This window comes from Georgenia ruanii (genome assembly GCF_009193175.1).
GTDB lineage: Bacteria > Actinomycetota > Actinomycetes > Actinomycetales > Actinomycetaceae > Georgenia > Georgenia ruanii.
Map to the genome: position 1 here is coordinate 110,506 of NZ_VUKE01000002.1, position 25,150 is coordinate 135,655.

Annotated in this window: 18 protein-coding genes; 13 read left to right on the forward strand and 5 right to left on the reverse strand. The window is 72.9% G+C overall.

Annotated features, from left to right (window positions below; translation table 11 throughout):
- Positions 1–68 precede the first annotated feature (68 nt).
- Positions 69–1,361 (forward strand): lipopolysaccharide biosynthesis protein, encoded by a 1,293-nt coding sequence (locus tag GD880_RS03555; protein WP_152230248.1) that lies wholly within the window; start codon positions 69–71, stop codon positions 1,359–1,361.
- Positions 1,362–1,644: 283 nt separating this feature from the next.
- Positions 1,645–3,246, forward strand: a complete 1,602-nt coding sequence (locus GD880_RS03560; protein WP_152230249.1) for a cell wall-binding repeat-containing protein — start codon at positions 1,645–1,647, stop codon at positions 3,244–3,246.
- 126 nt (positions 3,247–3,372) lie between these two features.
- On the opposite strand, the gene GD880_RS03565 is transcribed toward GD880_RS03560, so the two are convergent.
- The 4 genes from GD880_RS03565 to GD880_RS03580 all read right to left on the reverse strand — a co-directional run bounded on the left by GD880_RS03565 (position 3,373) and on the right by GD880_RS03580 (position 9,476).
- The gene (locus GD880_RS03565; protein ID WP_152230250.1) at positions 3,373–4,362 is read right to left on the reverse strand and encodes a glycosyltransferase; all 990 of its coding nucleotides are present in this window, start codon (positions 4,360–4,362) and stop codon (positions 3,373–3,375) included.
- Between the two features lie 135 nt (positions 4,363–4,497).
- Positions 4,498–7,131 (reverse strand): fibronectin type III domain-containing protein, encoded by a 2,634-nt coding sequence (locus tag GD880_RS03570; RefSeq protein ID WP_193314343.1) that lies wholly within the window; start codon positions 7,129–7,131, stop codon positions 4,498–4,500.
- Positions 7,132–7,317: 186 nt separating this feature from the next.
- The gene (locus tag GD880_RS03575; protein ID WP_152230252.1) at positions 7,318–8,370 is read right to left on the reverse strand and encodes a hypothetical protein; all 1,053 of its coding nucleotides are present in this window, start codon (positions 8,368–8,370) and stop codon (positions 7,318–7,320) included.
- Positions 8,371–8,450: 80 nt separating this feature from the next.
- Positions 8,451–9,476, reverse strand: coding sequence for a cell wall-binding repeat-containing protein (locus tag GD880_RS03580; protein ID WP_152230253.1), 1,026 nt, complete (start codon positions 9,474–9,476; stop codon positions 8,451–8,453).
- Positions 9,477–9,659: 183 nt separating this feature from the next.
- Here GD880_RS03580 and GD880_RS03585 point away from each other — a divergent pair, with 183 nt between their 5' ends.
- The 5 genes from GD880_RS03585 to GD880_RS03600 all read left to right on the forward strand — a co-directional run bounded on the left by GD880_RS03585 (position 9,660) and on the right by GD880_RS03600 (position 17,034).
- Positions 9,660–10,955, forward strand: a complete 1,296-nt coding sequence (locus GD880_RS03585) for a nucleotide sugar dehydrogenase (protein WP_152230254.1) — start codon at positions 9,660–9,662, stop codon at positions 10,953–10,955.
- Between the two features lie 25 nt (positions 10,956–10,980).
- Positions 10,981–13,008, forward strand: a complete 2,028-nt coding sequence (locus GD880_RS03590; protein WP_152230255.1) for a DUF6541 family protein — start codon at positions 10,981–10,983, stop codon at positions 13,006–13,008.
- A gap of 83 nt (positions 13,009–13,091) precedes the next feature.
- On the forward strand, positions 13,092–14,069 hold the full coding sequence (locus tag GD880_RS20200; protein ID WP_226909352.1) for a glycosyltransferase: 978 nt from the start codon (positions 13,092–13,094) through the stop codon (positions 14,067–14,069).
- Positions 14,062–14,952: a glycosyltransferase gene (locus GD880_RS20205; protein ID WP_193314344.1), complete on the forward strand. Its 891-nt coding sequence runs from the start codon at positions 14,062–14,064 to the stop codon at positions 14,950–14,952. Before GD880_RS20200 ends, GD880_RS20205 begins: the two co-directional genes overlap by 8 nt.
- 111 nt (positions 14,953–15,063) lie before the next feature.
- Entirely contained in the window at positions 15,064–17,034 is a 1,971-nt protein-coding gene (locus tag GD880_RS03600; RefSeq protein ID WP_152230256.1) for a DUF6541 family protein, read from the forward strand.
- A gap of 4 nt (positions 17,035–17,038) precedes the next feature.
- On the opposite strand, the gene GD880_RS03605 is transcribed toward GD880_RS03600, so the two are convergent.
- The gene (locus tag GD880_RS03605) at positions 17,039–18,295 is read right to left on the reverse strand and encodes a polysaccharide pyruvyl transferase family protein (RefSeq protein ID WP_193314345.1); all 1,257 of its coding nucleotides are present in this window, start codon (positions 18,293–18,295) and stop codon (positions 17,039–17,041) included.
- Positions 18,296–18,512: 217 nt separating this feature from the next.
- On the opposite strand from GD880_RS03605, the gene glf reads away from it, so the two are divergent.
- The 6 genes from glf to GD880_RS03635 are packed head-to-tail and all read left to right on the forward strand — an operon-like array spanning position 18,513 to position 25,128.
- On the forward strand, positions 18,513–19,700 hold the full coding sequence (glf, locus tag GD880_RS03610) for a UDP-galactopyranose mutase (RefSeq protein WP_152230258.1): 1,188 nt from the start codon (positions 18,513–18,515) through the stop codon (positions 19,698–19,700).
- Entirely contained in the window at positions 19,697–20,566 is an 870-nt protein-coding gene (locus tag GD880_RS03615; protein ID WP_152230259.1) for an ABC transporter permease, read from the forward strand. The genes glf and GD880_RS03615 overlap by 4 nt, the downstream gene beginning before the upstream one ends.
- Positions 20,566–21,315 (forward strand): ABC transporter ATP-binding protein, encoded by a 750-nt coding sequence (locus tag GD880_RS03620; protein WP_226909353.1) that lies wholly within the window; start codon positions 20,566–20,568, stop codon positions 21,313–21,315. The genes GD880_RS03615 and GD880_RS03620 overlap by 1 nt, the downstream gene beginning before the upstream one ends.
- Positions 21,312–23,018 carry a glycosyltransferase gene (locus GD880_RS03625; RefSeq protein WP_152230260.1) on the forward strand — a complete coding sequence of 569 codons (1,707 nt, stop codon included), beginning with the start codon at positions 21,312–21,314 and terminating at the stop codon, positions 23,016–23,018. Before GD880_RS03620 ends, GD880_RS03625 begins: the two co-directional genes overlap by 4 nt.
- Positions 23,018–23,917, forward strand: a complete 900-nt coding sequence (locus tag GD880_RS03630) for a glycosyltransferase family 2 protein (RefSeq protein ID WP_152230261.1) — start codon at positions 23,018–23,020, stop codon at positions 23,915–23,917. Before GD880_RS03625 ends, GD880_RS03630 begins: the two co-directional genes overlap by 1 nt.
- Positions 23,914–25,128 carry an acyltransferase family protein gene (locus GD880_RS03635; protein WP_152230262.1) on the forward strand — a complete coding sequence of 405 codons (1,215 nt, stop codon included), beginning with the start codon at positions 23,914–23,916 and terminating at the stop codon, positions 25,126–25,128. The genes GD880_RS03630 and GD880_RS03635 overlap by 4 nt, the downstream gene beginning before the upstream one ends.
- Positions 25,129–25,150: the final 22 nt, after the last annotated feature.

Genomic DNA, 25,150 nt, shown 5'->3' on the forward strand with positions numbered 1-25,150 from the left:
CAGGGAGTGGTGGGCGACACGGCCGCGGATGCGGGCCGGGCGGCGTGCCCGTGCCAGGATCGACGGCGATGAGCAGGCTGCGAAGGTACGTGAGCGAGCACGAGTTCGTGCGCCACTTCCTCACCCTGCTCTCGGGCTCGGCGATCGCGCAGGCCATCCCGATCGCGGCGTCGGTGGTGCTCACCCGCCTTTACAGCCCCGCCGACTACGGCGTGCTGGCGCTGTACACCTCCGTCATCACGGCCGTCGTGACGATCGCCGCGTGGCGCTACGACGTCGCCATCGTGCTGCCGCGCACCGACGCCGAGGCCCGGGCGCTCATGCGGCTGGCGTCGCGGCTGGTGACGGCGACCGCGGCGGTCGTCACCGTGCTGATGGTCGCGCTGGGCGGGCACGTGGCCGAGTGGCTCGGGGCACCGGGGCTGGCGCCGTGGCTGTACGTGGCGGGGCTGAACATCTGGATCCTGGGCCAGACGCAGATCTACATCAGCTGGCTCAACCGGCGGAAGAGCTACGCGACCATGAGCGGCAGCCGGCTGCTGCAGTCCGCGGGCACCTCCGGCACGCAACTCGCCGCCGGGTTCGCCCGGGCCGGCACACCCGGGCTGATCGGCGGCACGTTCGTCGGGCAGATCATCGGGCTGGCCCTGCTCGCCCGGCGCTCGCGCCCCGAGCCGGGCGAGCCAAGGAGGGGGACGCGGGCGGAGACGACCGGGCTGGCCCGCAAGTACTGGCGGATGCCGGTGCTCAACGGTCCCACCGCGCTGATCGATGCATTCCGCCTCAACGGCATCAACATCCTCATCGGCCGGGTGTTCGGGAACGCCTTGCTGGGGCAGTTCTCCCTGGCCTGGCGCACCGTCCAGGCGCCGCTGACGCTGGTGAACGGCGCGCTGTCGCAGATCTACTACCAGAAGTTCGCCACCACAGAGCGCGGCGGCATGGGGACCCTCACCGTGTGGTGCGTGACGCGGTCGGCGGCCTTCGGGGTGGTGCCCTTCGCCGCGCTGTTCTTCGTGGCCGAGCCGGCCTTCGGGTTCGTGTTTGGTGAGCAGTGGCGGGTGGCCGGACGGCTGGCGGAGCTACTCGTGCCCTGGCTGTACCTGAACTTCATCACCTCGCCGCTGTCCACGGTGTTCCTCGTGGTCGAGCGCCAAGCCGTCTCGCTGGTGTTCTCCGTGGCGTATATGGCGGCGCCGCTGTTGACGCTCCTGCTGGTGGACGCCAGCCTCGAGCGGGTGGTCCTGTTGATCTCCCTCGAGATGGCCGCGCTGCTGGTGGTCTTCATCGGCCTGGCGCTGTGGGTGGCGCGGGACTGGGACCGACGGGCCTCCCGGCCGGCGCCCGCAGGGGTCGTCTGATCCTCTCCGGACGCGTGAGGTCCCACACAGTTCGAACTTGGATGGTCGCGTCACCACAGGTCACGGCGCCGTGCTCAAGATGTGCGCAAGGCGCAACGAAAGTGGAGCGAAAGCGACCGGAAGCAAAAAGGGACAGTGTTGGTCCGGCGAGGTAGCGTGCTCTTGACCCGCCCCGAAGTCGCCAATCGAGACGGAATCGGGACGGTAGCGCAGGCAACGGCGCGACCGTCCTGGGGCAGGGGGGACCAGTTGCACACGTTCGTGACCTTGGAGGTCATACACCATGGGTAAGCTCACCCGTCGCGGCTCTCTCGCCGTCACCGCCGCGCTCGCGGTCGTCCTCGCCGGCGCCAGCGGCGCTTCGGCCGCCGACAAGGTCGACCGCCTCGGCGGTCTCGACCGCATCGACACCGCCATCGCGACGTCGAAGGACATGTACCCCGACACCGACGCCAACGACTCGGCCGTCAAGTACGTCGTCGTGGCCCGCTACGACGACTACGCCGACGCCCTCGCGTCGACCCCTCTCGCCGAGGCTGCCTCTAACGCCCCGATCCTGCTCACCCAGCCCGGCAAGGGCCTGGACAGCCGCGTGCTGGACGAGGTCAAGCGCCTCAACGCCGAAAACGGCAACACCACGCTGCGCGTGATCATCGCCGGCAGCGAGGGCGTCGTCTCCGCCGCCGCGGAGAAGGACCTCGTCTCCGCCGTCGGCACCGAGAACGTGTTCCGTGCCGGTGGCGTCGACCGCTACGAGACCGCCACCAAGATCGCCAACGTCATCAAGTCCGGCAAGGTCGGCGCCGCCACCCTGGCGGACTTCAACGCGGTCAGCGCGCCCAAGGTCTACCTCGCCCGCGGCGACGACTTCGCCGACGCCCTCGCCGCCGGCGCGGCCGCCGCCCAGAACGACGGCGTCGTGCTGCTCACCAAGGGCAATGGCCTGGAGTTCTTCACGCAGGACTACTTCAACAACAACGCCCCCGCGGCCGCGAACGTCGTCGCCGTCGGTGGCCAGGCCGCTGCCGCCGCCGGCGCCAAGGCCAAGACGAAGCGCGTCGGCCTCGACCGCTACGAGACCGCCAAGCTCGTCGCCGACAACGAGTTCACCGGCCGCGACACGGCCGCGCTCGCGAGCGGCCAGAACTTCCCCGACGCCGTCGTCGCCGGCGCCTGGGCCGCCAAGAACGACGCCCCGGTGCTGCTCACCCCGAAGGCCAGCACCTCGCCGTTCACCACCGTGTACCTGACCGCCAACAACGCCGCGGACGTCACCATCTTCGGTGACGAGGGCGCCGTCACCAAGGGCGTCGGCGACGCCGTCAAGGCGACCCTGACCGCGATCACCGTGCCCACCGCCGCGTTCACGGCGTCGACCGCCGACAACGCGCGCACCATCGAGGTGACCTCGGCGAACAACGCTCAGCTGAGCATCGCCACCAAGGACGGCAAGGTCGTCGCGAGCCGCCAGGCCGACTCCGACGGCACCACCACGGTGACGTTCGCGGGCGCCGCTGCCGGCGGCGAGTGGCTCATCCTCACCTCCACGCAGTCCAACGGCGCGGTGGCGGCGATCGAGGTCCAGGCCCCGGTCGTGCTGTCCGCGGACGCCGCGACCGTCAAGGCCGAGGCTGCGACCAAGGCGATCACCGGCAAGGCGACCCCGGGCGCGTCTGTGACCATCGCGGGCGCCAATGTCGGGTGGACCAAGAACGCCACCGTGACGGCGAACGCCAGCGGCGTCTTCTCCTTCCCGGTGACCGACACCGCGAATGCACCGATCGCTGCGGGTAGCTACACGATCTCCGCCAAGCTCACTGGTGCGCCCGACGCGTTCCCGGTGACCGTCACCGCCGAGGCGCCGGCCGCGGCCGACGCGAAGTGACCCACCTCCGCGGCTGACACTGCGGGTGAGCGGGGCTCCTGCCTTCGGGCAGGGGCCCCGCTTCGTTCCCCCGAGGTGCCGGTGGCTCATACTTCGGCCGCCTGCCGAGGGACGGTCGGACACCGCTCAGTTCGCCGCGCTGCGGTACCGCTCTTGCAGGGTGGGGACCTGACGCGCCGCGTCGTGATGTTCGCGAACCCACGGCCCACCCGCGAGGGAACGTGACGCGGCCAGTGGATCACTGAGGGCGCCGACCGCCTGATCGACGGTGTCGTCGACGCTGCCGGTGAGGATGGGCACCTTGGTGCCCTCGGGTCCCGGGTGATGCGCGCCTGGCGCCGCAAGAGGCACGCCGATCGCCATGGCCTCGAGCTCGCTGACGCTGAGGATCGCCGTCGCCTGCCCGATCGCCAGATGCGCCGAGGCGAGCAGGCTGAGGTACTCCCGATGCGGCAGCCGGGGGACGAGCCGGACGCCGGCCGCGCTCGCCGCTGGGGCCCCAGGACCCCAGTCCAGGCCGACCAGCTCGACCGCCGGGCCGAGCGCGTGGGCGAGCTGCTCGGCGAGAGCCAGCTGGTCGGCGAGCCCCTTGACCTCTTCCCAGCGGGAGACGAAGACCACCCGCGGCCGCTCGGACGGTTGCCAGGCGGGAAGCTCGTCGAAGTTGACGAACACCGGCATGTACTCCGCGTCCGCGCGGGCCTGCTCGGCGTGCTCACGGTTGTCGGGCGTGGTGTAGAAGACGCCCACAGCCTCGCCGGCGGCCCGGCGAATCTCCTCGTGGTACGCGAGATCGAGCCACTGCGTGCGGATGTCCGTGCCGTGCAGGTGAAGGAAGTACGGGCGCGGCGGCATGAACCGCTCACGCAGCAGACGGGCCGAGGTGGCGTAGTGGACGTGCACCACGTCCGCCCGCTGCAGGGCCCGGCGGCGACGGACGAGATATGGCGCGTAGCGGGCCCTTCCCAGGCCCTGGAGCCGCTCGGGAGACACACTGGGGCGCACCCGCTCGGGCGACATGTACTCCCAACCCCAGCCGCGCGCCTGGGCGGCACGCACGAGGTTGGCACCCACGTTGGCGCAGTCGTTGAAGTGCAGGACAGCGGGCTCGGTCACGGCTCGACCATACGGGTCGCCGTCTGTCCGGGCCGCGCCTGCCCGTCTGTGCACCGCGGCGTTCCTCGTCGACCCACTGGTCTATGGCCGACGATGGTGCCCCTACCTCCGGGCAGGGACCCCATCCGCGCACCGTTACCTCACGAACGCGCCGAGGGCGTTGACGAGAGCCTCCGAGATGGCCACCTCGCCCCCGAGCACCACGATCCGCCCAGGCTGGAGCCGCTTGAGCTCGCTGAGCACAGAGGCCGGCGCCTCGCCCGGGCGGACGAGGAGGACCGGACCACGTCCGCCAGCGGCGGCCGCCGCGGTGAGGGCATCGGCGTAGGTGGTCCCCGTGGCGACGTAGGCGACCGGGACGCGGGGCGTGAACGTCGCCGCGGAGATCTTCGCGGACGTGGCGTACCGGTCGGCGCCGCCCTGGCGCGTCACCTCACCTCGGGTGTACCGGCCGAGAGCATCGACGACCTCTCTGGACACCGCCGCCTCGCCGCCGAGGACGACGATGCGCGCCGGCCTGAGCCGCTCGAGCTCGTCCGCCACGGCCGACGGCAGAGCGTGGCCTCGCGTGAGCAGGACCGGCCCCGCGCCGCCCGCTGCTGCCGCTCCGGAGAGCGCGTCGGCGTAGTCGTTGCCGGTGGCGACATAGGCGACAGGAACGCCCGGGGCAAACGTTTGGGAGGACACCACGGCCGAGGTCTCGTACCGGTCCGCGCCGCCCTGCCGGCTCACCCGGCCATACGCCCCGAGGGCCTCGAGCACCTCCGCGGACACAGCGTGCTCACCGCCGAGGACGACGATGCGCTCCGGCTTCAGGCGCGCCAGCTCCGCCATGATCGAGCTCGGGATCGTGCTCGGCCGTACGAGGAGCACCGGACCTCCGTCGAAGGCTGCCGCGGGGGCGCCGGCGAGCGCGTCGGCGTAGCCGGTGCCGGTGGTCACGTAGGCCACCTTCACGCCAGGCTTGAAGGTTGCGGCGGAGACGCGTGCGGCCGTGTCGTACCGGTCGATGCCGCCGGCGCGGGTGATGTCGCCCGCGGACGGGGCCGGGCTCGTCGACGGAGGGGCCGGGGTCGGGGCTGGGCCTGGGGCGGGCGGCGCGGGAGGTGTGCCGCCCCCGGGAACCGGCATGACCACGTCCCCTGAGCCAGCGGTGGTGAAGGTGATCTCTGACGCGGCGGGCCCAGGCCCGTGTGTAAACACGGCGCGCAGCCGCGCCGTGTAGCGCACGCCCGGCTGCAAACCGGCAATGGCGTAGGAGGTCTCGGAGGTGGCGGTGTAGCGGATCGACCACTCGGCGACGCCCTCCGGCCGGTACTCAAGCTGATACCCACCCCTGTACGTTCCCTCGACCTCAGGTGCCTCGTTCCAGGCGAAGAGTGCGGCCGTGTCGTTCTTCATGAGCAGCGTGAAGTCACGGGGCGCCGTCAGGGCCGGAGCGGGCGTGTGGAACTCCACCACCTCGCTGGGGGTGGACTGGACCCATTCGGACGTGACGGCCACGACGCGCAGCTGGTAATCCCGGCCGCCGAGGAGATCGAGCTCAAGCGAGGTCTGTGGCGGGGTGGCGACGCCTGCCAAGTACCACCATTCGCCGTCGGGATTGTCTCGCTCGCGCAGCTGCACCCGATACTCGACGACCGGGACGCCGTTGATCGCCTTGAGACTGTCCCAGGACGCTGTCGCATGCCCGGCGGTGACATCGCGGATGCGCACCCCGGTGACTGGTTCTGGCGTCGCGGGCTCCGGCTCAGCGGCCGGTTCCGTGGAGAACCACGCCCCATAGCTCGCCTCGCCAAGACCGTCCTCGTTGTATGCCGTGACGCGAGCCTCATACGACGTACCGGGCCGCAGGCCCGTAAGGCGCGACTCCCAGGCCGTCGTGTCAGGTGACACCACCCAGTCCTCCGACCCAAACTCCCGGTACTCCAGCCGATAACCTGTCGGCACCCCCGTGGGCCTCGGCGGGAAATCTGCCCAGCCGGAGTACGGCGGCAGCCACATCACCAGAGCCTCCGTCTGGCCCAGGGCGTAGGCCCCGACAGCCGAGACCGGCAGCGGTGTCATGGAGTTCGCCGATGTCGCCGATCCGAAGGGAACAGGACGGCTCGACGGCCCCGGACGCCCAATGGCGTACGACATCCCGCTGACCCTGAGCTCGTACCCGCGCCCAGGCTCCAGTCCTGCAAGCGTGGCTTCGGGCTCCAACGTGGTTTGACCGAGCCATCCCCACGTCGGCTTCCTATCCTCGGCAACCTCACGCCACTCGACAGTGTAGTAATCGGCCGGTACATCTCCATTGTTGGAGGGCTCCCACGAGGCCGTGGCAGTTCCGTCGGTGGTGATGTTGGAGACGACGACATTGGCCGGGATGCCGGGCGTCTTGCTGCCCGTTGCTTGCCGCAACAGCGTGGGTGCGCTGTGCGCGTCGGCAGACGCAGCGACAATGCGAAACTCGTATTCGCTCTGCTCCTTAAGTCCGGAAACCGTCACGGTCCGCGCCGTCGACACGCCGTCATCGGTGTGGATCCAGGTGCGGGGGGCGCCTGCTGGTGGAACCTCTCGGTAATCGATGAGGTAGTCGATTACCTCAGCGCCCTGGACAGGAGGCGGTGTGATCCAACCCAACGTGACGGAGTCAGCCGTCGCTCGCAACGTTCCGATCCGCTCGATTGGTGACGGCGTTGGCTTCTCGCCGCTGATCGTCGTCGCGCCGGCGCTCACTCCCAGTGGCAGCACGAGCGCGCCAGCCGCAGCGAGCGTGCTCAATGCTCTCCATGTTCGACGCAACCCGACCGCCTTCCGCCGCCGTCCTCGCGCGGCATTTCCTGTTTCCGCAGATTGGTGACAGGCGGAACGTATCGACGGTGCCTCACCGCCAATCGGGTGAATGAGACCCGATATTCCTGTAATCACCCTGCGGGTGACGCAGGGTGATCTCGTCCGGCTCCTCGGTCAGGTGATGTGACGGAAAGCCTGCTGCCGAGGGAAGAGCACGTGGTTCGCGGCCAGTGGCAGGTCGCCCGTGCGCCAGTAGTTGTCCGGCGCGGCGAGCCACCCGAAGGCCACCTGCTGGGCGCCCACCCGGCGCCAGGAGGACGGGTTGCTGCCACTTCCTTGCAGGCCCATCAGCCCCGCGTAGTCGTCCTCGCTGAGGGTGAAGGTGTCGGTTGCGCTGTCGTCGAACGGCTGGGTGACCCCCCAGGCGCCCTCGTCGGCGAGCCTGGCGAGGCTGGGGAGGGCGTCTCTCACGGCGACGTGGTCCGGGTGCTTGTCCGGCAGGGCGCGGGGGTCGCCGTCGGGCCCGTTGACGTAGCTGGCCGCCAGCACCGTGGACAGCGGAAGGTCGGGCAGCGGACCGCCCCGCAGGGCCAGCACCGCCCGCACCGCCCACCGCACCTCGTCCTGGGTCAGGTTGCCGTCGCCGAGGTCCAGGGCGAGCCGGGCGCCGTCCGGCCCGATCCAGGCCTGCGCCTTGGTGGCGCCGAGGGGGGCGTGCGGGTTCTGCGGCTGGGGCACACCCGCGACCGGTCCGAGCGTGAGCACGGTGCCGGTCACCGGGCCGGTGTCCGCCGCCGGCGTCACCTTCGCGGCCAGGTTCAGGAAGGCGACCCAGGAGTCGATGCGGGCTGCGGCACACGCGGGGGAGTAGCGGCCCGCGGGCATCGGGTGGGGCGGGCGTTCGCCGAGGTCCTGCTGCAGGTTCCGGCGTGCCGCGGCGGGCTCGCAGTAGCCCGACGCCTCGCCGTGGGTGAGCGTCACGAAGACGGTGTAGGCGTCCTCCTGACCCAGCGCCGCCCACGCCTCCATCTCGTCGTCGGGATGCGGGGAGAGGAAGAGTCGCATCGATTGCTGCTGGGCCGGCGCGCTCTCCTGACGCGAACCTGAGCGGGCACCGAGTCCGCTCGCGGCAGGAGACGCGGCGAACGTCGTGATCAGGACGACGACGAGGAAGGAGAGCCCGACCGAGACGGTGTGCCCGGCCGTCGATGCCCGATGGGGCGGCACGGGTCAGAAGCCTAGAGCGGACGCGGCGCGGCGCCTCTCGACCGAAACGGAGCACGCGGGGGGCAGCCGCGAGTCGCGCGTCAGCACACGGTCAGGTGCGCCGCCTCCTCGCCCACGGAGGCCTTCCCACCCAGCACGACGACGCTCGTCGCGCCGAGGCGCGAGATCTCCGCGTCGGTGGCCGGCGGCAGGCACTCCCTGGTGGTCAGCAGCAGCGGAGCGCCGCTGCGCGCCGCGGCGGGGGCGCCGGTGAGGGCGTCGGCGTAGCTGGTCCCGGAGGCGAGAAACACCGTGCGCGCGCCGTGCGGGTAGGTCTGCCGGGAGATCACGGCAGCGGTCTCGTACCGGTCTCGCCCGGACCACCGCTCCACCGGCACACCGGGAAGGGCACCTCGGAGCTGCCGGACGACGGCGTCGCTCACCGAGCCTTGCCCGCCGAGCACGACGACCTTCGCCGGATCGTGGGCCGCCAGCCACCTCCTGGTGGGCTCTGGCAGCGACTCGCGCCTGGTCAGCAAGAGGGCGCCCCCACTCTCCCCGGCCGCCGCGGACCCGCCCAGCGCGTCCGCGACCGCGCCGTCCCCGGCAAGGAAGACGGTGGGCTGACGTGCGCCGGTCGTGCGCGCCGCCGCCGCGGCGGTCTCGTAGCGATCCCGCCCGGCGAGCCGGAAGACGAACGGGGCCGAGAGCGTGAGCTGGGTCTCGACCCGGCCGCTGACGCTCCCGGCTCCGCCCGTGACGTTGACCAGGTAGGGGTGCAGGCGTGCGAGTTCCTGGGTGACGACCGGCGGGACCACCCCGTCCTCGGGTACGAGCAGGAGCGGCCCCGTTTCGCTGCCGGCCAGCAGCCCGGCGGCGAGCGCATCGGTGAGCTCGGTGCCGGAGGCCACCGTCACCGCGAACTGGTCCCCGCCGTACCGCGGCTGGTAGGCGTACCTCGAGATGGTCACGGCGGTGGCGTATCGGTCCTCCCCGGCGAGGCGGGTGTAGCTGGATTCCGCCGAGGCCGTTCCCGTGACCGTGACCAGCAGCGCGGCGAGGGCGACCAGAAGTGCGAGCGCGACCGGTCGGGGGCGCCCGGGCGTCCTTGCCCGCGGGAACGGCACGGTTCAGCACCCTAATCTCGCGGCGCGGGGGCGCCTCTCGACCGATTCGCGAACACGGACGGGGCGCCGCGGAAGCGGATTCGGGGCTTCGGTCACGAGGCACTGGTGGTGGAGGCCCGACAATTATGCTGACAGGCGCGTCCGTCCCAATCGGGCGGCGCCACGGACCAGCTGAGGAGCTTCATGCGTATCGCCGTCGTCGCCCTGGGAAAGATCGGGCTGCCGCTGGCCGTCCAGTTCGCCGACGCCGGCCACGACGTCATCGGCGTCGACGTCCAGCAGCGCGTGGTCGACCGGGTCAACGCCGGCACCGAGCCGTTCCCGGGCGAGGCGCACCTGCAGGAGAAGCTCAGCGAGCTCGTGCCGGCCGGGCGGCTGCGCGCCACCACGGACTACGCCGACGCGATCCCCGGCGCGGACGCCGTCGTCGTCGTCGTGCCGCTGTTCGTCGACGACGCCACCTGGGCGCCGGACTTCGCCTGGATGGACGCCGCCACCCGGTCCCTGGCCGAGCACCTCACGCCCGGCACGCTGATCTCCTACGAGACCACCCTGCCGGTCGGCACCACCCGCACCCGGTGGAAGCCGCTCATCGAGGAGCTCTCGGGGCTGACCGAGGGGGAGGACTTCCACCTCGTGTTCTCCCCGGAGCGGGTGCTCACCGGGCGGGTGTTCGCCGACCTGCGCCGTTACCCCAAGCTCGTCGGCGGGCTGTCCGAGGCGGGCACCCGCCGCGCCGTCGACTTCTACGAGGCGGTGCTCACCTTCGACGCGCGGGAGGACCTGCCGCGCCCGAACGGGGTGTGGGACATGGGCTCGGCGGAAGCCGCCGAGATGGCCAAGCTCGCCGAGACCACCTACCGCGACGTGAACATCGGCCTGGCCAACCAGTTCGCGCTGTTCGCGGACAAGGCCGGCATCGACGTCCACAAGGTCATCGAGGCGTGCAACTCCCAGCCCTACTCTCACATCCACCGCCCGGGCATCGCGGTGGGCGGGCACTGCATCCCGGTCTACCCGCGGCTGTACCTGTCCACCGACCCCGACGCCTCCATCGTGCGCACCGCCCGGCAGTCCAACGCCGCGATGCCCGAGTACGTGGTGGACCGGGCCGCCGACGTGCTCGGTGACCTCGACGGGCTGCGCGCGGTGGTGCTGGGCGCCGCCTACCGCGGGAAGGTCAAGGAGACGGCCTTCTCCGGGGTGTTCGCCACGGTCGACGCTCTGCGCGCCCGCGGCGCCGAGGTGGCCGTGCACGACCCGATGTTCTCCGACGACGAGCTCGCCGAGTTCGGCTGGGCCCCGTACCACCTGGGCGAGCCGGTCGACCTAGCCATCGTGCAGGCCGACCACCCCGAGTACGCGTCGCTCACCCCGGCCGAGCTGCCGGGCGTGCGGCTGCTCTTCGACGGCCGGCGGGTGACCGACGCGGCGCTGTGGAACGGCACGCCGCGGCTGACCGTGGGCGGCGGGGCCTGAACGCCTTCCTCCCGGGGCGCCGGCGATGAGCTGGTGGGCGGCGCTGCCGGGCACCCTGGCGCTCGCGGCGCTGTGGGTGGCGCCCGGCTGGGCGGTGCTCCGCGGCCTGGGCGTGCGCGGGCTGGTCGGCCTCGGGGCCGCCCCGGCGGTGACCGCGGCGCTGCTCGGGCTGCTCGGAGTGGGCTACCAGCAGCTGGGCGTGCGGTGGTCGCTCGCGTCCCTGCTCGCCGGTCTCGTCCTCGCCGCGGTGGTGGCCGCCGCGGCGGGGCTGCTGCTGGAAACCTGGCGGCCGAGCCGGGGGGTGATCCGGCGGTCCCGACCGGCGATGAGCGGGTCCGGCCTGCCGGCGGGAGCCGCGCTGCCCGCCCCGTTGACCGGCGGGCAGGCGCTCCTGCTCGGCGGCTCGCTTCTGGCGGCCGCGGTACTCACGGCGGGGCCGCTGATGGCCGGCATGGGCGGACCCGACCGGCCCGAGCAGGCCTGGGACGCCGTCTTCCACCTCAACGCCCTCGCCCTGGTCCGGGAGAGCGGCAACGCCTCGATCTTCGGTGCCCTCGGGCCCCTCTACGGCGAGGGCGCGCCGTACTACCCGACCGTGTGGCATGCTATGGCCGCCGTCGCGCCCGGCCTGGCATCCGTGCCGGCCGCGGCGAACGTGCAGAACCTCGTGCTCGCGGCGGTGGTGTGGCCGCTCGGCCTCGCCGCGCTGACCCGGGCCAGCGTGCGCGGCGCGATGCCGGCGGTCCTCGCCCCGGTCGTCGCGGCGAGCTTCGTCGCGTTCCCCACCGTGGTCCTCACCGTGCTGGCCACCTGGCCGTTCGGGCTCTCGATCGCGGTGCTGCCCGGTGCCCTGGCCGCGCTCCTCGTCGCGCTGCGCACCCCGTGGCGGTGGCGGCCCAAGGCCGCCGTCCTGCTCGCCGCCGCGGCGGCGCTGGCCGGTGTGGTGCTCGCGCACGGGTCGGGGGTGTTCTCGGTGCTCGCGCTCGCGGGCGTCACCGTGGTCGTGATCCTCGCCCGGCAGGCGCGGCACTGGTGGACCCGCGGCCGGCCCCGGGTCGTGGCGGCCGCCGCGGCCGGGGCGCTCGCCCTGGCCCTGGCGGGGGCGGCGCTGCTGACCCGCGTGCCGGCGCTGTGGGCCACGCTGGGCTTCGAGCGGGCGGGCGGCGCGACCTACCGCTCCGCGCTGGGCCTGGTGCTCGTCGACGCCCCGCTGGTCTACGACTACGGGCCCCCGGGCTACGGGCACCTCGCCATCACGGTGCTGGGCGCCCTGGGCGCCGTGCTCTGCCTCGTGCGCAAGCGGTCGCGGTGGCTGGTGGCGGCGTGGGTGACGGCAATCGCGCTGGTGCTCCTGGCGGCCGGGCCGGCGGAGAACCCCCTGCGCACCCTCGCGGGCTTCTGGTACACCCAGGCGGCGCGCATCGCGCCGCTCGTCGTGATCCCTGCCGTGGTCCTTGCCGCGATCGGGCTGGCCGGAGCGGGCGCGGCGGCGGCCCGCGCCGCCGGCGCGGGCGAGCCCCGGGCCCGGACAGTGGCGGCGCTCGCGGTGCCCGCCGCGCTGCTGGCCGTGGTCGCCGTGGTGACCGGCGGGCTGCGGTGGGACCTCAAGGAGCGGGTCACCGCCTCGGTGTACGAGCCGGGGCAGATCGCCTGGGGCACCATGCTCAGCGGGCCCGAGCTGGCCATGATGACCCGCCTGGGCGGGGAGCTGCCGGCGGACGCCGTCGTGCTCGGCGACCCGTTCAACGGCTCCGCCTATCTGCCCGCGCTCGCCGGGGCGAAGGTCGTCTTCCCGCAGCTCGGCCCGGTCCGCGGCGCCGACGCGCGCACGCTCGAGACGTCCCTCGACCGGCTCCGCACCGACCCGGCCGTGTGCGCCGCGGCGCGTGCGCTGGGCGTCACCCATCTCTACACCGACACCGCCACCCGGGCGGCCGGGGCCAAGGAGCACGCCCGCACCACCGCCATGCGCGGCGTGGACACCACCACCGGCCACGAGCTCGTCGACCGGGCGGGCACCGCCGCCGTGTGGCGGCTCACGGCCTGCGACTAGCGCGAGGCGCTGAGCGGCCGCACGCGCCGGATAGGCTTTCCAGGGCTCGCCGTCCGGTGGGCCGTCCCGAGCAGGAGTACGACGTGACCACCTCACCGCAGCCGAGACCCACGCCCCGGGTGGTGGCCGTGGTGGTCGCCTACAACCGGCGCGACCTGCTCGCCCAGACCCTCGACGGGCTGGCCGCCCAGAGCCGGGCCTGCGACGCCGTCGTGGTGGTCGACAACGCCTCCACCGATGGCTCGGGGGCCGCCGCGCGGGCGCACGCCCTCGGCCCCGACGTCGTCACGCTGCCCCGCAACACCGGCGGCGCGGGTGGCTTCGCGGCCGGGATCGCGCACGCCCTGCAGAGCCACCGCGCCGACCTCGTGTGGATCATGGACGACGACACCGTCCCGACGCCCGCGGCGCTCGAGGCGCTGCTGGCCGCCCGCGCCGCCTATCCCGGCGAGCCGGCCGTGCTCGCCTCCCGGGTGGTCTGGCACGACGGCCGGGACCACCCGATGAACACCCCGCGCGAGCGCCCGCTGGTCTCCGGTGACCTCGCCCTCAAGGCCCGGGCGGTGGGCGCGGTCCAGATCCGGTCGGCCTCCTTCGTCTCGCTGCTGCTGGACGCGCGGGCGGTGCGCGCCCACGGCCTGCCGGTGGCGGCGTACTTCCTGTGGAACGACGACTTCGAGTACACCGCCCGGCTGCTGCGCCGCCGCGTCGGGCTGTACGTGACCGGCTCGGTGGTGCGCCACCTCACCAAGACCTTCGGCTCCACCGACGCCGACCCGGGGGAGCGCTTCCGCTTCGAGGTCCGCAACAAGCTCTGGCTCTTCGCCCGCTCCCGGGCGCTGGACCCGGTCGGCGCCGTGCTCTACGGCGGCTCGAGCGTGCTGCGCTGGGCGCGCACGATCGCCCGGTCCCGGCAGCGCCGCGTGGTGCTGCGCGCCGGGTGGCGCGGCCTGCGCGAGGGCCTGGGCAGCCGGCCGGCGTCGACCACGGCGGAGCTGGCCGGGCTCGGCCCGGTCAGCGCCGAGGTCGCGGAGGTCGAGCGGGGAGCCGGCCGTGGCTGAGCGCGGCGTTGGTGAGCCGGGCGCCGGCGGGCGCGCCGGCGACGCGGCCCGGCCGGCCCCGTTCAGCGTGCTGCTGCCGGTCTACGCCGGCGACGACGCGGTCGCCTTCCGGCGGGCGGTGCGCTCCGCCACGGTGGAGCAGGAGCTGCCGCCGGACGAGCTCGTCGTCGTGCGCGACGGCCCGGTCGGCGCGGCGCTGCGCGCCGCCCTGCGCGACCTGATCGCCCCCGGCGCGGCCTCCCCGGCGGGCGAGGTGCCCGTCCGCGTCGTCGAGCTCGCCAGGAACGAGGGCCTGGCGTGCGCGCTCGAGCGGGGCCTGGCCGCCTGCGCCCACGAGATCGTCGCCCGCGCCGACGCCGACGACATCTCCCTCCCCGGGCGCTTCGCCACCCAGATCCCGCTCGTGGCGGCGGGGCTGGACCTGCTCGGCTCGGCCATCACGGAGTTCGACGACGACGAGCACTGCCTGGGCCTGACGCGGGTCCTGCCCGCCGAGCCGGCCGAGATCGCCGCGACCGCCCGCTTCCGGGACCCGTTCAACCACCCCTCCGTGGTGTACCGCCGCTCCGCCGTCCAGGCCGCGGGGGGCTACCGGCACCTGGACCTCATGGAGGACTACTGGCTCTTCGCCCGGATGATCGCGGCCGGGGCCCGGGTGGGGAACGTCGCGGAGCCGCTGGTGCTCTACCGGGTCGGAGCCGGCGCGTACCGACGCCGCGGCGGCTGGCGGCTGCTGCGTTCCGAGGTGGCGCTGCAGCGCCGCTTCCGGGCGGCCCGCTTCACCACCCGGGGGCAGTTCCTGCGGAACGTGGTGGTGCGGGGCGGCTACCGCCTGGTGCCGGAGCGGCTGCGCAAGGCGGCGTACCGGCGGATGGTCGCCTGAGGTCGGCGCGGGTGGAGGAGGTCACCGCCTGCCGGCGGTGAGGCGCGCCGAGCGTCGGCCCCGGGGCCGGTAGCCTGCGTTGGTTCGGGTGTGGAGAGCGGGGAGTAGTCGATGTCGTGGTGGTCGGGGCTGGACGAGGCCGCCGTGCTCACCGCGTTCCTGTTCCTTCCCGGCCTGCTCGTCGGGGCCGTGCTGGGCCTGCGCCGCGTGGTGCTGCTGGCCGCCGCCCCCGGCCTCAGCGTGGCGATCCTCGGTCTGGTGCCCGTGCTGCTCGCGCCGACGGGCGTCGCGTGGAACCCGGCCAGCGCCGTCGTCTCCGCCCTGGTGGTCGCGGTCCTCTTCGCGGCCCTGCGTCGGGCGTTCCGGCGCGGCTGGCGGGTGGGCGCCGAACCGGGCCCGGCGGTGTGGCCGGTGCTGGTGGCCGTGGTCCTCGCGGCGCCGTTCGCCGCCCTCCCGATGAAGAACGGCATGGCGATGCCGGACCTGCCGCCCCAGACCTGGGACGCGGTCTTCCACCTCAACGGCATCCGCGCGATCGTCGAGACCGGGGACGGCTCCTCGCTCCACCTCGGGCGGCTGGCGGATCCCGGGACCGCCACCGTGTTCTACCCGGCCGCCTGGCACGACATCGCCGCGCTGGCCCTGCGCGACGACGTCGTCGTCACCGCCAACGTGTTCACGCTCCTCCTGGCCGCGGTGATCTGGCCGCTCGCGCTCGCCGGCCTCGCCGCCGTCCTCGCCCCGCGCTCGTGGGCCGCGCCCGCGGCGGCGGCGCTGGCCGGTACCGCGCTGGTCGCCTTCCCCGCGCGGATGGTGTCCTACGGGACGCTGTGGCCCAGCGCCCTCGCGTACGCCCTGGTGCCCGTGGCCCTCATGCTCACGCTCGTGCTGCGGGACCGGCTGCGGCGCTGGCACTCCCACCCCCGGACGGCCTTCCCGGTCAGCGAGGTGGTCGCGCTGCTCGCCGTGCTCGGCGGGGCGGGGCTCGCCCACCCCAGCGCGGTCCTCGCGTACGGGGTGATCGGCGGGGCGATCTGGGTGCACCTGTGGTGGCGGCTGCTCGCCGCCGCCCGCCGCCTGGGCGGCAGGTGGCGCTGGGCGGGCGTGGTGGCGGCCCCGGCCGCCGTCCTGCTCGGCCTGGCCGTCTTCGTCGCGTCGCCCCAGTTCACCACGACGGCGGCGAAGAAGCCGGAGCCGTTCGGAAGCGTGACGAACGCGATCCTCGGCGCGTTCACCGACGCGCAGCTCCCCGAGGTCGGCTTCGGCAACACCGAGCGCTCCTGGCTCATCGCCCTGCTCGTCACGCTGGGCATGGTGGCGACGGTGGTCGTCCGGCGCCACCGGTGGCTCGCCCTGGCGATGGTCCTCACCACCGCCCTGTTCGTGCTCTCCGTCGACTCCTCGCTGCCCGGGGCGTTCCTGGTCGGGCCCTGGTACTCCGACCCGGTGCGCCTCGGCGGCATGGTCGCCCTCGTCGTGCCGGTGCTCGTCGCCGTCGCCGTGGCCTGGCTCGCCGAGGCGGGCGCCCGGTGGGCGCGGCCGGCGCGGCGCCAGGCACTCGCCCAGGCGGTCGCGGCCGCGCTCGTGGTCGTGCTCGTGGTGGGCACCGGTGGGCTCCGGCCCGGCGAGCGCACCGAGCAGATGCAGACGAACTACCTCTTCGTGCCCGAGTCCGGGCTCAACGGGCTCGTCAGCCCCGACGAGCTCGCGATGATCGAGCGGGCCGACGAGACGCTGCCCGCCGACGCCGTCGTGCTGGGCAGCCCCTTCACCGGGGCCCCGCTGCTGTACGCCCTCTCCGACGTCGAGGTGGTCTACCCGCACTTCCGGGGCAAGTGGAGCGCGGAGGCGACCCACCTGGCGCGGCACTTCAACCGGCTGCGCTTCGACCCGGGAGTGTGCGCGGATCTGAACGACCTGGGCATCGAGTACGTCTACGGCGACGACCTCATCTACTGGCCCGAACACTCCGAGAACGAGAACTACCGCGGGCTGGTGGGCCTGGGCCGGCTCGGCGACGCCCTGGAGCCGGTGGACACCGGCGGCACCGCCACGCTCTACCGCATCACGGCCTGCGGCTGAGGGATCACCGCCTGCGGCTGAGCGCCCGCAGGCGATCCGTGCCCGATAAGGCCCGCCCGGCCAGCGCCCGCACGCGCTGGCGCAGCGGACGACGCTCCGGCCCCGCCAGCAGCGGGCCGTAGAGCAGCCGCGCGGTCGCCGCCTTGGCCGCGCGCAGCCGGGGCAGCTTGTGGGGCAGCTCGGCGGGCTCGGCGGCGCCGATCTCCTCCAGCGCGTTGTTGCGCAGGCTCCAGCCCGACCCGGCCGCCCGGACCAGGCGGTGCTTGGCGTCGTAGTAGTCCGGCCGCACCGAGATCGCCACCCCGGTGGCGCCGGCCATGGCGGCGATCAGGTGGGGGTGGTAGCGGGTGGAGATCCACCGCTGGTGCGGTGCGGCCGGGAGGCCCCGTTGCCACACCTGCTGGAAGGAGACGATCTGGACGCCGGGCCACTCCTCCCGCAGGGAGTCGTAGATGAAGGCGTCCAGCCGGGGGATGGCCTCGACGACGGCGACCCGCTCGGGGGCCACCTCCCAGGCGGCGATCTGCTCGCGCACGAAGGCCACGAGGTCCGGCCAGTCGACCTCGCGCAGGTCGTGCTGGACGACGACGCCGACGTCGAAGGCCTGCGCGCCCTGCGGGTCCAGCAGCGCCGCCGGCGGCTGGAGCAGCACGTCGTCGCCGGTCATCCGCAGGGGGAGGGCACGCTCGGCGTGCCGGGCCAGGGCGTCGGCGGAGCCGCGGTCGCGCACGTCGAGCACGGTGAGCGGCTCGGCCGCCCGGGCCACCCGGGCCGCGGCCGCGTCGCCCAGCGGCAGCAGGCCGATCCCGGTGACGCCCACCCGGGCGCGGGTGTGCCGGGCGAGCCACCCGAGGGCGTCGAACAGGGCGAGGTTCTGCGGCCACACCTCGTTGGCGTACCCGCCGCCGACCAGGTGGACGACGTCGGCGCCCTTGAGCAGGTCGATGCCGGCCGTCCACCACGGCGTGATGCCGGGGTCCGCGAGGCAGTCGACGATGAACTGGCCGACGTCGGCCACGCCCTCCTCGGCGGCGCGGTCGCGCAGCCGGAACAGGGTGTCGGTCACGCGCAGGCGGGGGTGGCGCCCGGCCAGCAGCGGCGCGGCCGGGCCGGGGAAGGGGGTGTCGAGCCAGACGTCGGCGTCGGGCAGGTGCTCGGCGAGGTAGTCCAGCCAGGCAGCGACGATGAGCTCGTCGCCCAGGTTGGGGTTCCCTGCCACCCCGACGAGATAGATCGTCGGGCGGTGCGCTGGATGCTGCACGGTGCTCCCTCGTTGGTTCCTGACCGCGCAGCGTATCGGGAACCGGAGGTCCGTTAGAACGCGGCCCTGCCGCCCGGGATCGCCTGGCACGGCGGACCACGCGGCTGGCCCGACCGTGGGTGGGATCACTCACCATCACGGCCCGGTTACGGGGACGGACGTGGTGAGCGGCTAACCTTGCGGGGACCGTTTGGCAAGACGAACGAGGAGAACCCGAGTGAACGCGGACCTGGTCGTGGTGGGTTCGGGCTTCTACGGCCTGACCGTCGCCGAGCGCTGCGCCGTCGAGCACGGCCTCAAGGTGCTGGTGATCGACCGCCGCTCGCACATCGGCGGCAACGCGTACTCCGAGGCCGAGGCGACCACCGGCATCGAGGTGCACCGCTACGGCGCGCACCTGTTCCACACCTCCAACGAGCGCGTGTGGGAGTACGTCAACCGCTTCACGGCGTTCACGGACTACCAGCACCGCGTGTACACCACCGTGGCCGGTGAGGTGTACCCGATGCCGATCAACCTCGGCACCATCAACCAGTTCTTCCGCGCCGCCTACGGGCCGGAGGAGGCTCGCGCCCTGATCCAGGAGCAGGCCGGCGAGCTGGCCGGCGCGGACCCGCAGAACCTCAACGACAAGGGCATCCAGCTCATCGGCCGCCCGCTGTACGAGGCGTTCATCAAGGGCTACACCGCCAAGCAGTGGCAGACCGACCCCAAGGACCTGCCCGCCGGGATCATCTCCCGCCTGCCGGTGCGGTACACCTACAACAACCGCTACTTCAACGACACCCACGAGGGTCTGCCGGTCGACGGGTACACCGCGTGGCTCGAGCGGATGGCCGACCACCCCAACATCGAGGTCCGGCTGAACACCGACTTCTTCGACACCACCCAGCCCGTGAACAAGGCCGCCGTCGTGGGCCAGGTGCCGGTGGTCTACACCGGCCCGGTGGACCGCTACTTCGACTTCGCCGAGGGCGAGCTGAGCTGGCGCACCCTCGACTTCGAGGAGGAGGTCCTCGACGTCGGCGACTTCCAGGGCACCTCGGTGATGAACTACGGCGACGAGGACGTGCCGTACACCCGCATCCACGAGTTCCGTCACTTCCACCCCGAGCGGGACTACCCCACGGACAAGACCGTCATCATGCGCGAGTACTCCCGCTTCGCCGAGCGCGGCGACGAGCCGTACTACCCGGTCAACACCGCCGACGACCGCGCCCGCCTGCTGACGTACCGCGACCTCGGCAAGGGTGAGGACGGCGTCATCTTCGGCGGCCGGCTGGGCACCTACAAGTACCTCGACATGCACATGGCCATCGGCGCGGCGCTGTCGACGGTGGACAACAAGCTGACGCCGCACTTCCGCCACGCGGCCGTGCTGACCAGCGGCGGTGTCGACGAGTGAGCACCAGCACGCTCCCCGCCGGCACGTTCGTCGAGCCGGGCCGCGGCAGCGGCCTGCTCGACGTCGTCCGGCAGCGGTTCCTGCTCAAGCTCCTGGTCCGCAAGGACCTGCGGGTGCGCTACCGCGGCTCGGTCCTCGGCATGCTGTGGTCCTACGTCAAGCCCGCGGTGCAGTTCGTCGTCTACTACTTCGCGGTCGGCGTCTTCCTGCAGATGAACCGGGCCGTGGACAACTTCGCCGTCTACCTCTTCGCCGGCATCGTCGTGGTGAACTTCTTCGGCGAGGCGTTCGGCAACGCCACCCGCGCCATCGTGGGCAACAACGCCCTGGTGAAGAAGATCTACCTGCCGCGCGAGCTGTTCTCGGTCTCCGCCCTGTGGGTGGCGTTCATCCACTTCATCCCCCAGCTCGTCGTGCTGGTCATCGGGGCGCTCCTGACCGGGTGGAGCCCCTCGCTGGTCCAGCTCGGGGCCGGCCTGCTCGGCTTCGTCATCCTCGCGATCTTCTCCCTCGGCCTGGGGCTGGTCTTCGGCGCGGTCAACGTGATGTTCCGCGACGCGGAGAACATCGTCGACCTGCTGCTCATGGTGGCCACCTGGGCCTCGCCGGTGCTGTACCAGTGGACCGCGGTCCGCGCCGTCGTCGGCGACAGCTGGGTGTGGACCGTCTACCAGCTCAACCCGCTCACTCCGATCGTCGAGCTGTTCCACTACTGCTTCTGGGCGCCCACGAACGGCGCCCAGTACGTCGGCGTGCCGAACCTCGGCACGTGGGTGGGCCTGGCCGCGCTGATCTCGGTGCTCACCCTGGTCCTCGGCGAGTGGGTGTTCCGCCGCCTCGACGGCCGGTTCGCGCAGGAGCTGTGATGAGCGTCGACCACAACCACATGCCGCGCATCGTCGTCGACGACGTCGCCAAGCACTTCACCCTGCGCCACACCCACACCGCCAAGGACTGGGTGGTCTGGAACCTCAAGGGCCGCAAGGAGGCCCGCAGCGACGACTTCGTCGCCCTGCACGACATCTCCTTCACCGTCGGCGACGGCGAGGCCGTCGCCCTGCTGGGCCTCAACGGCTCGGGGAAGTCCACCCTGCTCAAGCTCGTCTCCGGCGTCATGCGCCCCGACACCGGGAAGATCCGGGTGCGCGGGAACATCGCCGGCCTCATCGAGGTGGGCGCCGGCTTCCACCCCGACCTGACCGGCCGGGAGAACGTCTACCTCAACGGCGCGATCCTGGGCATGACCGAGCAGCAGATCGACGACAAGTTCGACGAGATCGTCGCCTTCTCCGAGATCGAGGAGTTCATCGACACCGAGGTGAAGTTCTACTCCTCGGGCATGTTCCTGCGGCTGGCGTTCGCCGTCGCCGTGCACACCGACCCGGACGTGTTCCTCGTCGACGAGATCCTCGCCGTGGGCGACGAGCCGTTCCAGAAGAAGTGCCTGGCGAAGATCCGCGAGCTGCGCGACGCCGGCAAGGCCCTCGTCATCGTCAGCCACGACCTGGACATGGTGGCCCGCCTGTGCAGCCGGGGCATCCTGCTCGAGCGCGGGCGGATGGTGATGGACGGGCCGATCGAGGAGGCAGTGGCAACGATGAGGGGGGAACGATGACGGCCAGCGAGAAGGTGTCGAGCCTGCTCGAGGACATCCGCGGCGGGATCGAGGCGCGGGAGGCGGAGCTGACGCTCACGCCCGACGGCGTCGCGGCGGTGGAGGCGGTCGGCCCGGCCTGGGTGGCCGCCGCCGTCCGCGCGCTGCTGGTGGCCTACCCCGGCAGCCCGCTCGAGCTGGTGCTGCGCACCTCCGGGGCCGAGCCGCTGGCCGAGGGGTGGGACACCGCGCCGGCCGCCGCCGGGACCTTCTTCCTCGGCCAGGGCGGCGTGGGGCGCCTGTCGGTGGCCGGCGCCGAGGGCGCCGAGCGGGTGCACCGCGTGCTGCAGATGCCGCGGCCGGAGCTGATGACCAGCGACGGTGCCTTCCACTTCATCGCCCCCACCGACCCGGTGCGCCGCGCGGCGGGCAAGCTGTACGCGACGCTGTACCGGCGCACCCCGGTCCTGCTGGACACCTGGCGCCAGAGCCGGAACAACACCCCGCCCGGGGGCCGCTCGCCCATGGCGCCCAAGGCCCAGCCCCTCGTGGCGGCCGGCCGCCGGCCGCGCCCGGCCGCGCCGGGACGCCCGGCGGTGTGGGTGGCCATGCACTGGCTGGAGTCCGGCGGCGCGGAGGCCTGGGGGTACCGCTCGGCGGAGATCGCCCGCGACGCCGGGCTCGAGGTGGTCATCACCGTCGACCGCAGCTCGCCGCAGCACGCCCTCGACAAGGCCCTGGCGATCACGCCGCACGTGTACCTGGCGGCCAACGTCCTCACCCTCGAGGACTGGGACCCGTTCCTGCACCGCCTGCTCGCCGCGCACGACATCCGCTTCGTCCACATCCACCACTCGGCCAAGGCCTACGAGTTCCTGCCCGAGCTGCGCCACCGCACCGCGGGCGTGCAGGTGATGGACAGCACCCACATCGTCGAGCACCGCACCGGCGGGTTCGTCCGGCACAGCCTGGAGTACTCCCACCTCATCGACGTCCACCACGTCATCAGCCCCGCGCTGCGCGACCTGTACCTCATGGACGCCCGGGTGGCGCCGGGGAAGGTCGCCTACCACCCGCTCACGGACCTGTCCGCCGGCGCGGGCACGCGGACGGACGAGCTGGCGACCGCCGAGGCGGCCGCCATCGCGCACGGCGCCTCCACCGGCGCCCTCGCCGGGCGCCCGCTGCGCGTGGGCTTCCTCGGCCGCCTCGCCGCCCAGAAGCGCCCCTTCCTGTTCATCGAGCTGGCCCGCCGCCTGCACAAGGCGCACCCGGAGGCCTTCACCTTCCTCATGCAGGGCTCCGGCGTGCTCGGCGGCTACGTCTCCGAGCAGATCGCCCGGGCCGGTCTGGGCGGGGTCATCGAGCGGCGCGAGTGGGGCCCGGCGGAGCAGTTCTTCGACGACGTCGACGTCCTCGTCATCTCCTCGGACAACGAGGGCCTGACGCTGACCACCATCGAGGCCGAGCAGCACGGGGTCCTCGTGCTGTCCGCCGACGTGGGCAGCCAGCGCACCGTCATCGCCCCGCTGCTGCTGGTCCCGCGGGCACCCCGCGCCTTCCTCGCCGGCGCCGTGCGGGCCCTCGGGCACCTCGCCACCGAGCCGCGGGCGTTCGCCCGTGTCCGCGAGGACCAGCGCCGGCTGCTGCGCGACCTGCGCGCCGTCCAGCCCGCGGGCACCTATCTCACCGCCCACTACGCCCAGAAGAAGGAGCACGCCTGATGCAGGTCGGAGCCGTCGTCGTCACGTTCAACCGGTTGGGCATGCTGGGGCAGACCCTCGACGCCCTGGAGGCGCAGGAGCGCCCGGTCGACCACCTGGTCATCATCAACAACGCCTCGACCGACGGGACGCGGGAGTACCTCGAGGCCCGCGAGTTCACGGTGCCGACCACCGTCAAGCACCTGGCCACCAACACCGGCGGCGCCGGCGGGTTCGCCGAGGGCACCGACGTCGCCTACGGCCTGGGCATGGACGCCGTCTGGCTCATGGACGACGACACCGTCCCGCGCCCCGGCGCCCTCGGCCCGCTGGTGAGCTCGCTCGAGGACGCCGAGCAGCGGCTCGGCTACCTGCCGAGCTTCGCGTGCTCGATGGTGCTGTGGAGCCAGGACGGCGCGCTGTGCGAGATGAACGTGCCCGAGCCCACCTGGGACTGGGCGCGGCCCCTCGCCGTGGGCGCGAGCTACACGCTCATGAAGTCCTGCTCGTTCGTCTCCGCGCTGATCACCCGCGAGGCGATCCACGCCGTCGGGCTGCCCTCGGCGAACTTCTTCATCTGGTACGACGACGCCGAGTACACCCACCGCCTGTCCAAGTACCGCCCGGGCATCTTCGTGGCCGAGTCCAAGGTGGACCACCAGCTCCCGCAGAACCGCGGCGTGAACTGGGGCGACGTCAACGAGAAGAACATCTGGAAGTTCGAGTACGGGGCGCGCAACCAGATCGCCTCGGCCGTGAAGTTCCGCAGCCCCACCATCGCCGCCTCCCTCGCGGAGAACATGATCAAGCAGATGCGGGGCTCCGGGGTGCCCAAGGGGCTGCGGCTGCGCCTCCTGAAGGCGGCCGCGAAGGGCCTGGTCTTCAAGCCGGAGATCAAGCAGGCCCGGACCGTTCGGTGACCAGCAGCACCGTCCTGCAGGGCGAGCGGCCGGCGGCCGGCGAGGTCGCGGCGCCGCTCGCCCCGCCGCCGCGCCGTCCGGTCCACGCGCTGACGGGCGTGCGGATCCTCGCGGCGCTGTGGGTGGTGCTGTTCCACATCCGGGGCAACCTCTACTCGGAGTTTCCCGAGGTGCAGCGCTGGGTGGGGCCGCTGCTCGACCAGGGCGGGCTCGGCGTGGACCTGTTCTACGTGCTCTCCGGGTACGTGCTCGTGCTGAACTACGGCTCGCGCATGGGCCGGCGGTTCCAGTGGGACGCCGCCGGTCGGTTCTGGTGGGCGCGGCTGTCCCGGGTGTGGCCCGCGTACTTCGTCACGCTGCTCGTCGCCGCGCTCTGGCACGGCTTCCTGCTGGCGACCGAGCGCCCCGACCCGGTGGCGCCGCGGGACTTCACCGTGCTGAGCTTCCTGCGCCAGACCTTCCTGGTGGTGCAGTGGACCGAGCCCGACTCGGACCGGCTCACCTGGAACGGCCCGGCCTGGACGGTGTCGGCGGAGGCGCTGGCCTACCTGCTGTTCCCGGTGCTCGTGCTGGTCGTCTACCGGCTCGCGGCGAGCTTCTCCGTGCGCGGCCTCGCGGTGCTGGCGCTCGGCGCCGTCGTCCCCACCGCGATCCTCATCGCCGGCCTCGGCACGCCGGAGTGGCCCGGCCTCTACGCCCCGTTCATGTGGATCCTGCGCATCGGTGGCGGCTTCGTCGCCGGGGCGCTCGCGTGCGCGGCGGTGCAGCACGTCCGGGCGACCCCGCGCGCGCGGGCCTGGGCCAGCCACCTCGCGCTCGCCGCGGTCGTGGTGATGATCGCGTGCTTCTACGCCGTCGACCGCACCGGGCGGGCACACCTCACCCCGGCCCTCGCGATCCCGTTCTTCGTGCTCGTGGTCGGGGCCCTCGGGCTGGCCGACCGGCACATCGCGCGACTGCTGAGCACCCGGGTGCTCGTGGTCGGCGGCATGGCGTCCTACAGCGTGTACCTCGTGCACATGCTCGTCATCGAGCCGGTGTGGTACCTGCAGGGGGAGTACGCCGTCCTCGCCCCCGGCACGACCGGCTCGAAGCTCGCGTTCGTGCTCGTGCCGTTCGTGGTACTCGGGGCCGGCTACGCCCTGTGGCGCTGGCTCGAGGAGCCGGCCCGGCGGCGCATGCGGGCCATGGCCAAGGTCGGGTCGCAGTAGGCCGGTGCGACGCCTGCCGCCG

What these genes read in the sequence shown, in the direction of transcription:
- GD880_RS03555 (WP_152230248.1), top strand. Translation starts at nt 69, where the DNA reads ATGAGCAGGCTGCGAAGGTACGTGAGCGAGCACGAGTTCGTGCGCCAC.
- GD880_RS03560 (WP_152230249.1), top strand. Translation starts at nt 1,645, where the DNA reads ATGGGTAAGCTCACCCGTCGCGGCTCTCTCGCCGTCACCGCCGCGCTC.
- GD880_RS03585 (WP_152230254.1), top strand. Translation starts at nt 9,660, where the DNA reads ATGCGTATCGCCGTCGTCGCCCTGGGAAAGATCGGGCTGCCGCTGGCC.
- GD880_RS03590 (WP_152230255.1), top strand. Translation starts at nt 10,981, where the DNA reads ATGAGCTGGTGGGCGGCGCTGCCGGGCACCCTGGCGCTCGCGGCGCTG.
- GD880_RS03600 (WP_152230256.1), top strand. Translation starts at nt 15,064, where the DNA reads ATGTCGTGGTGGTCGGGGCTGGACGAGGCCGCCGTGCTCACCGCGTTC.
- GD880_RS03620 (WP_226909353.1), top strand. Translation starts at nt 20,566, where the DNA reads ATGAGCGTCGACCACAACCACATGCCGCGCATCGTCGTCGACGACGTC.
- GD880_RS03625 (WP_152230260.1), top strand. Translation starts at nt 21,312, where the DNA reads ATGACGGCCAGCGAGAAGGTGTCGAGCCTGCTCGAGGACATCCGCGGC.
- GD880_RS03630 (WP_152230261.1), top strand. Translation starts at nt 23,018, where the DNA reads ATGCAGGTCGGAGCCGTCGTCGTCACGTTCAACCGGTTGGGCATGCTG.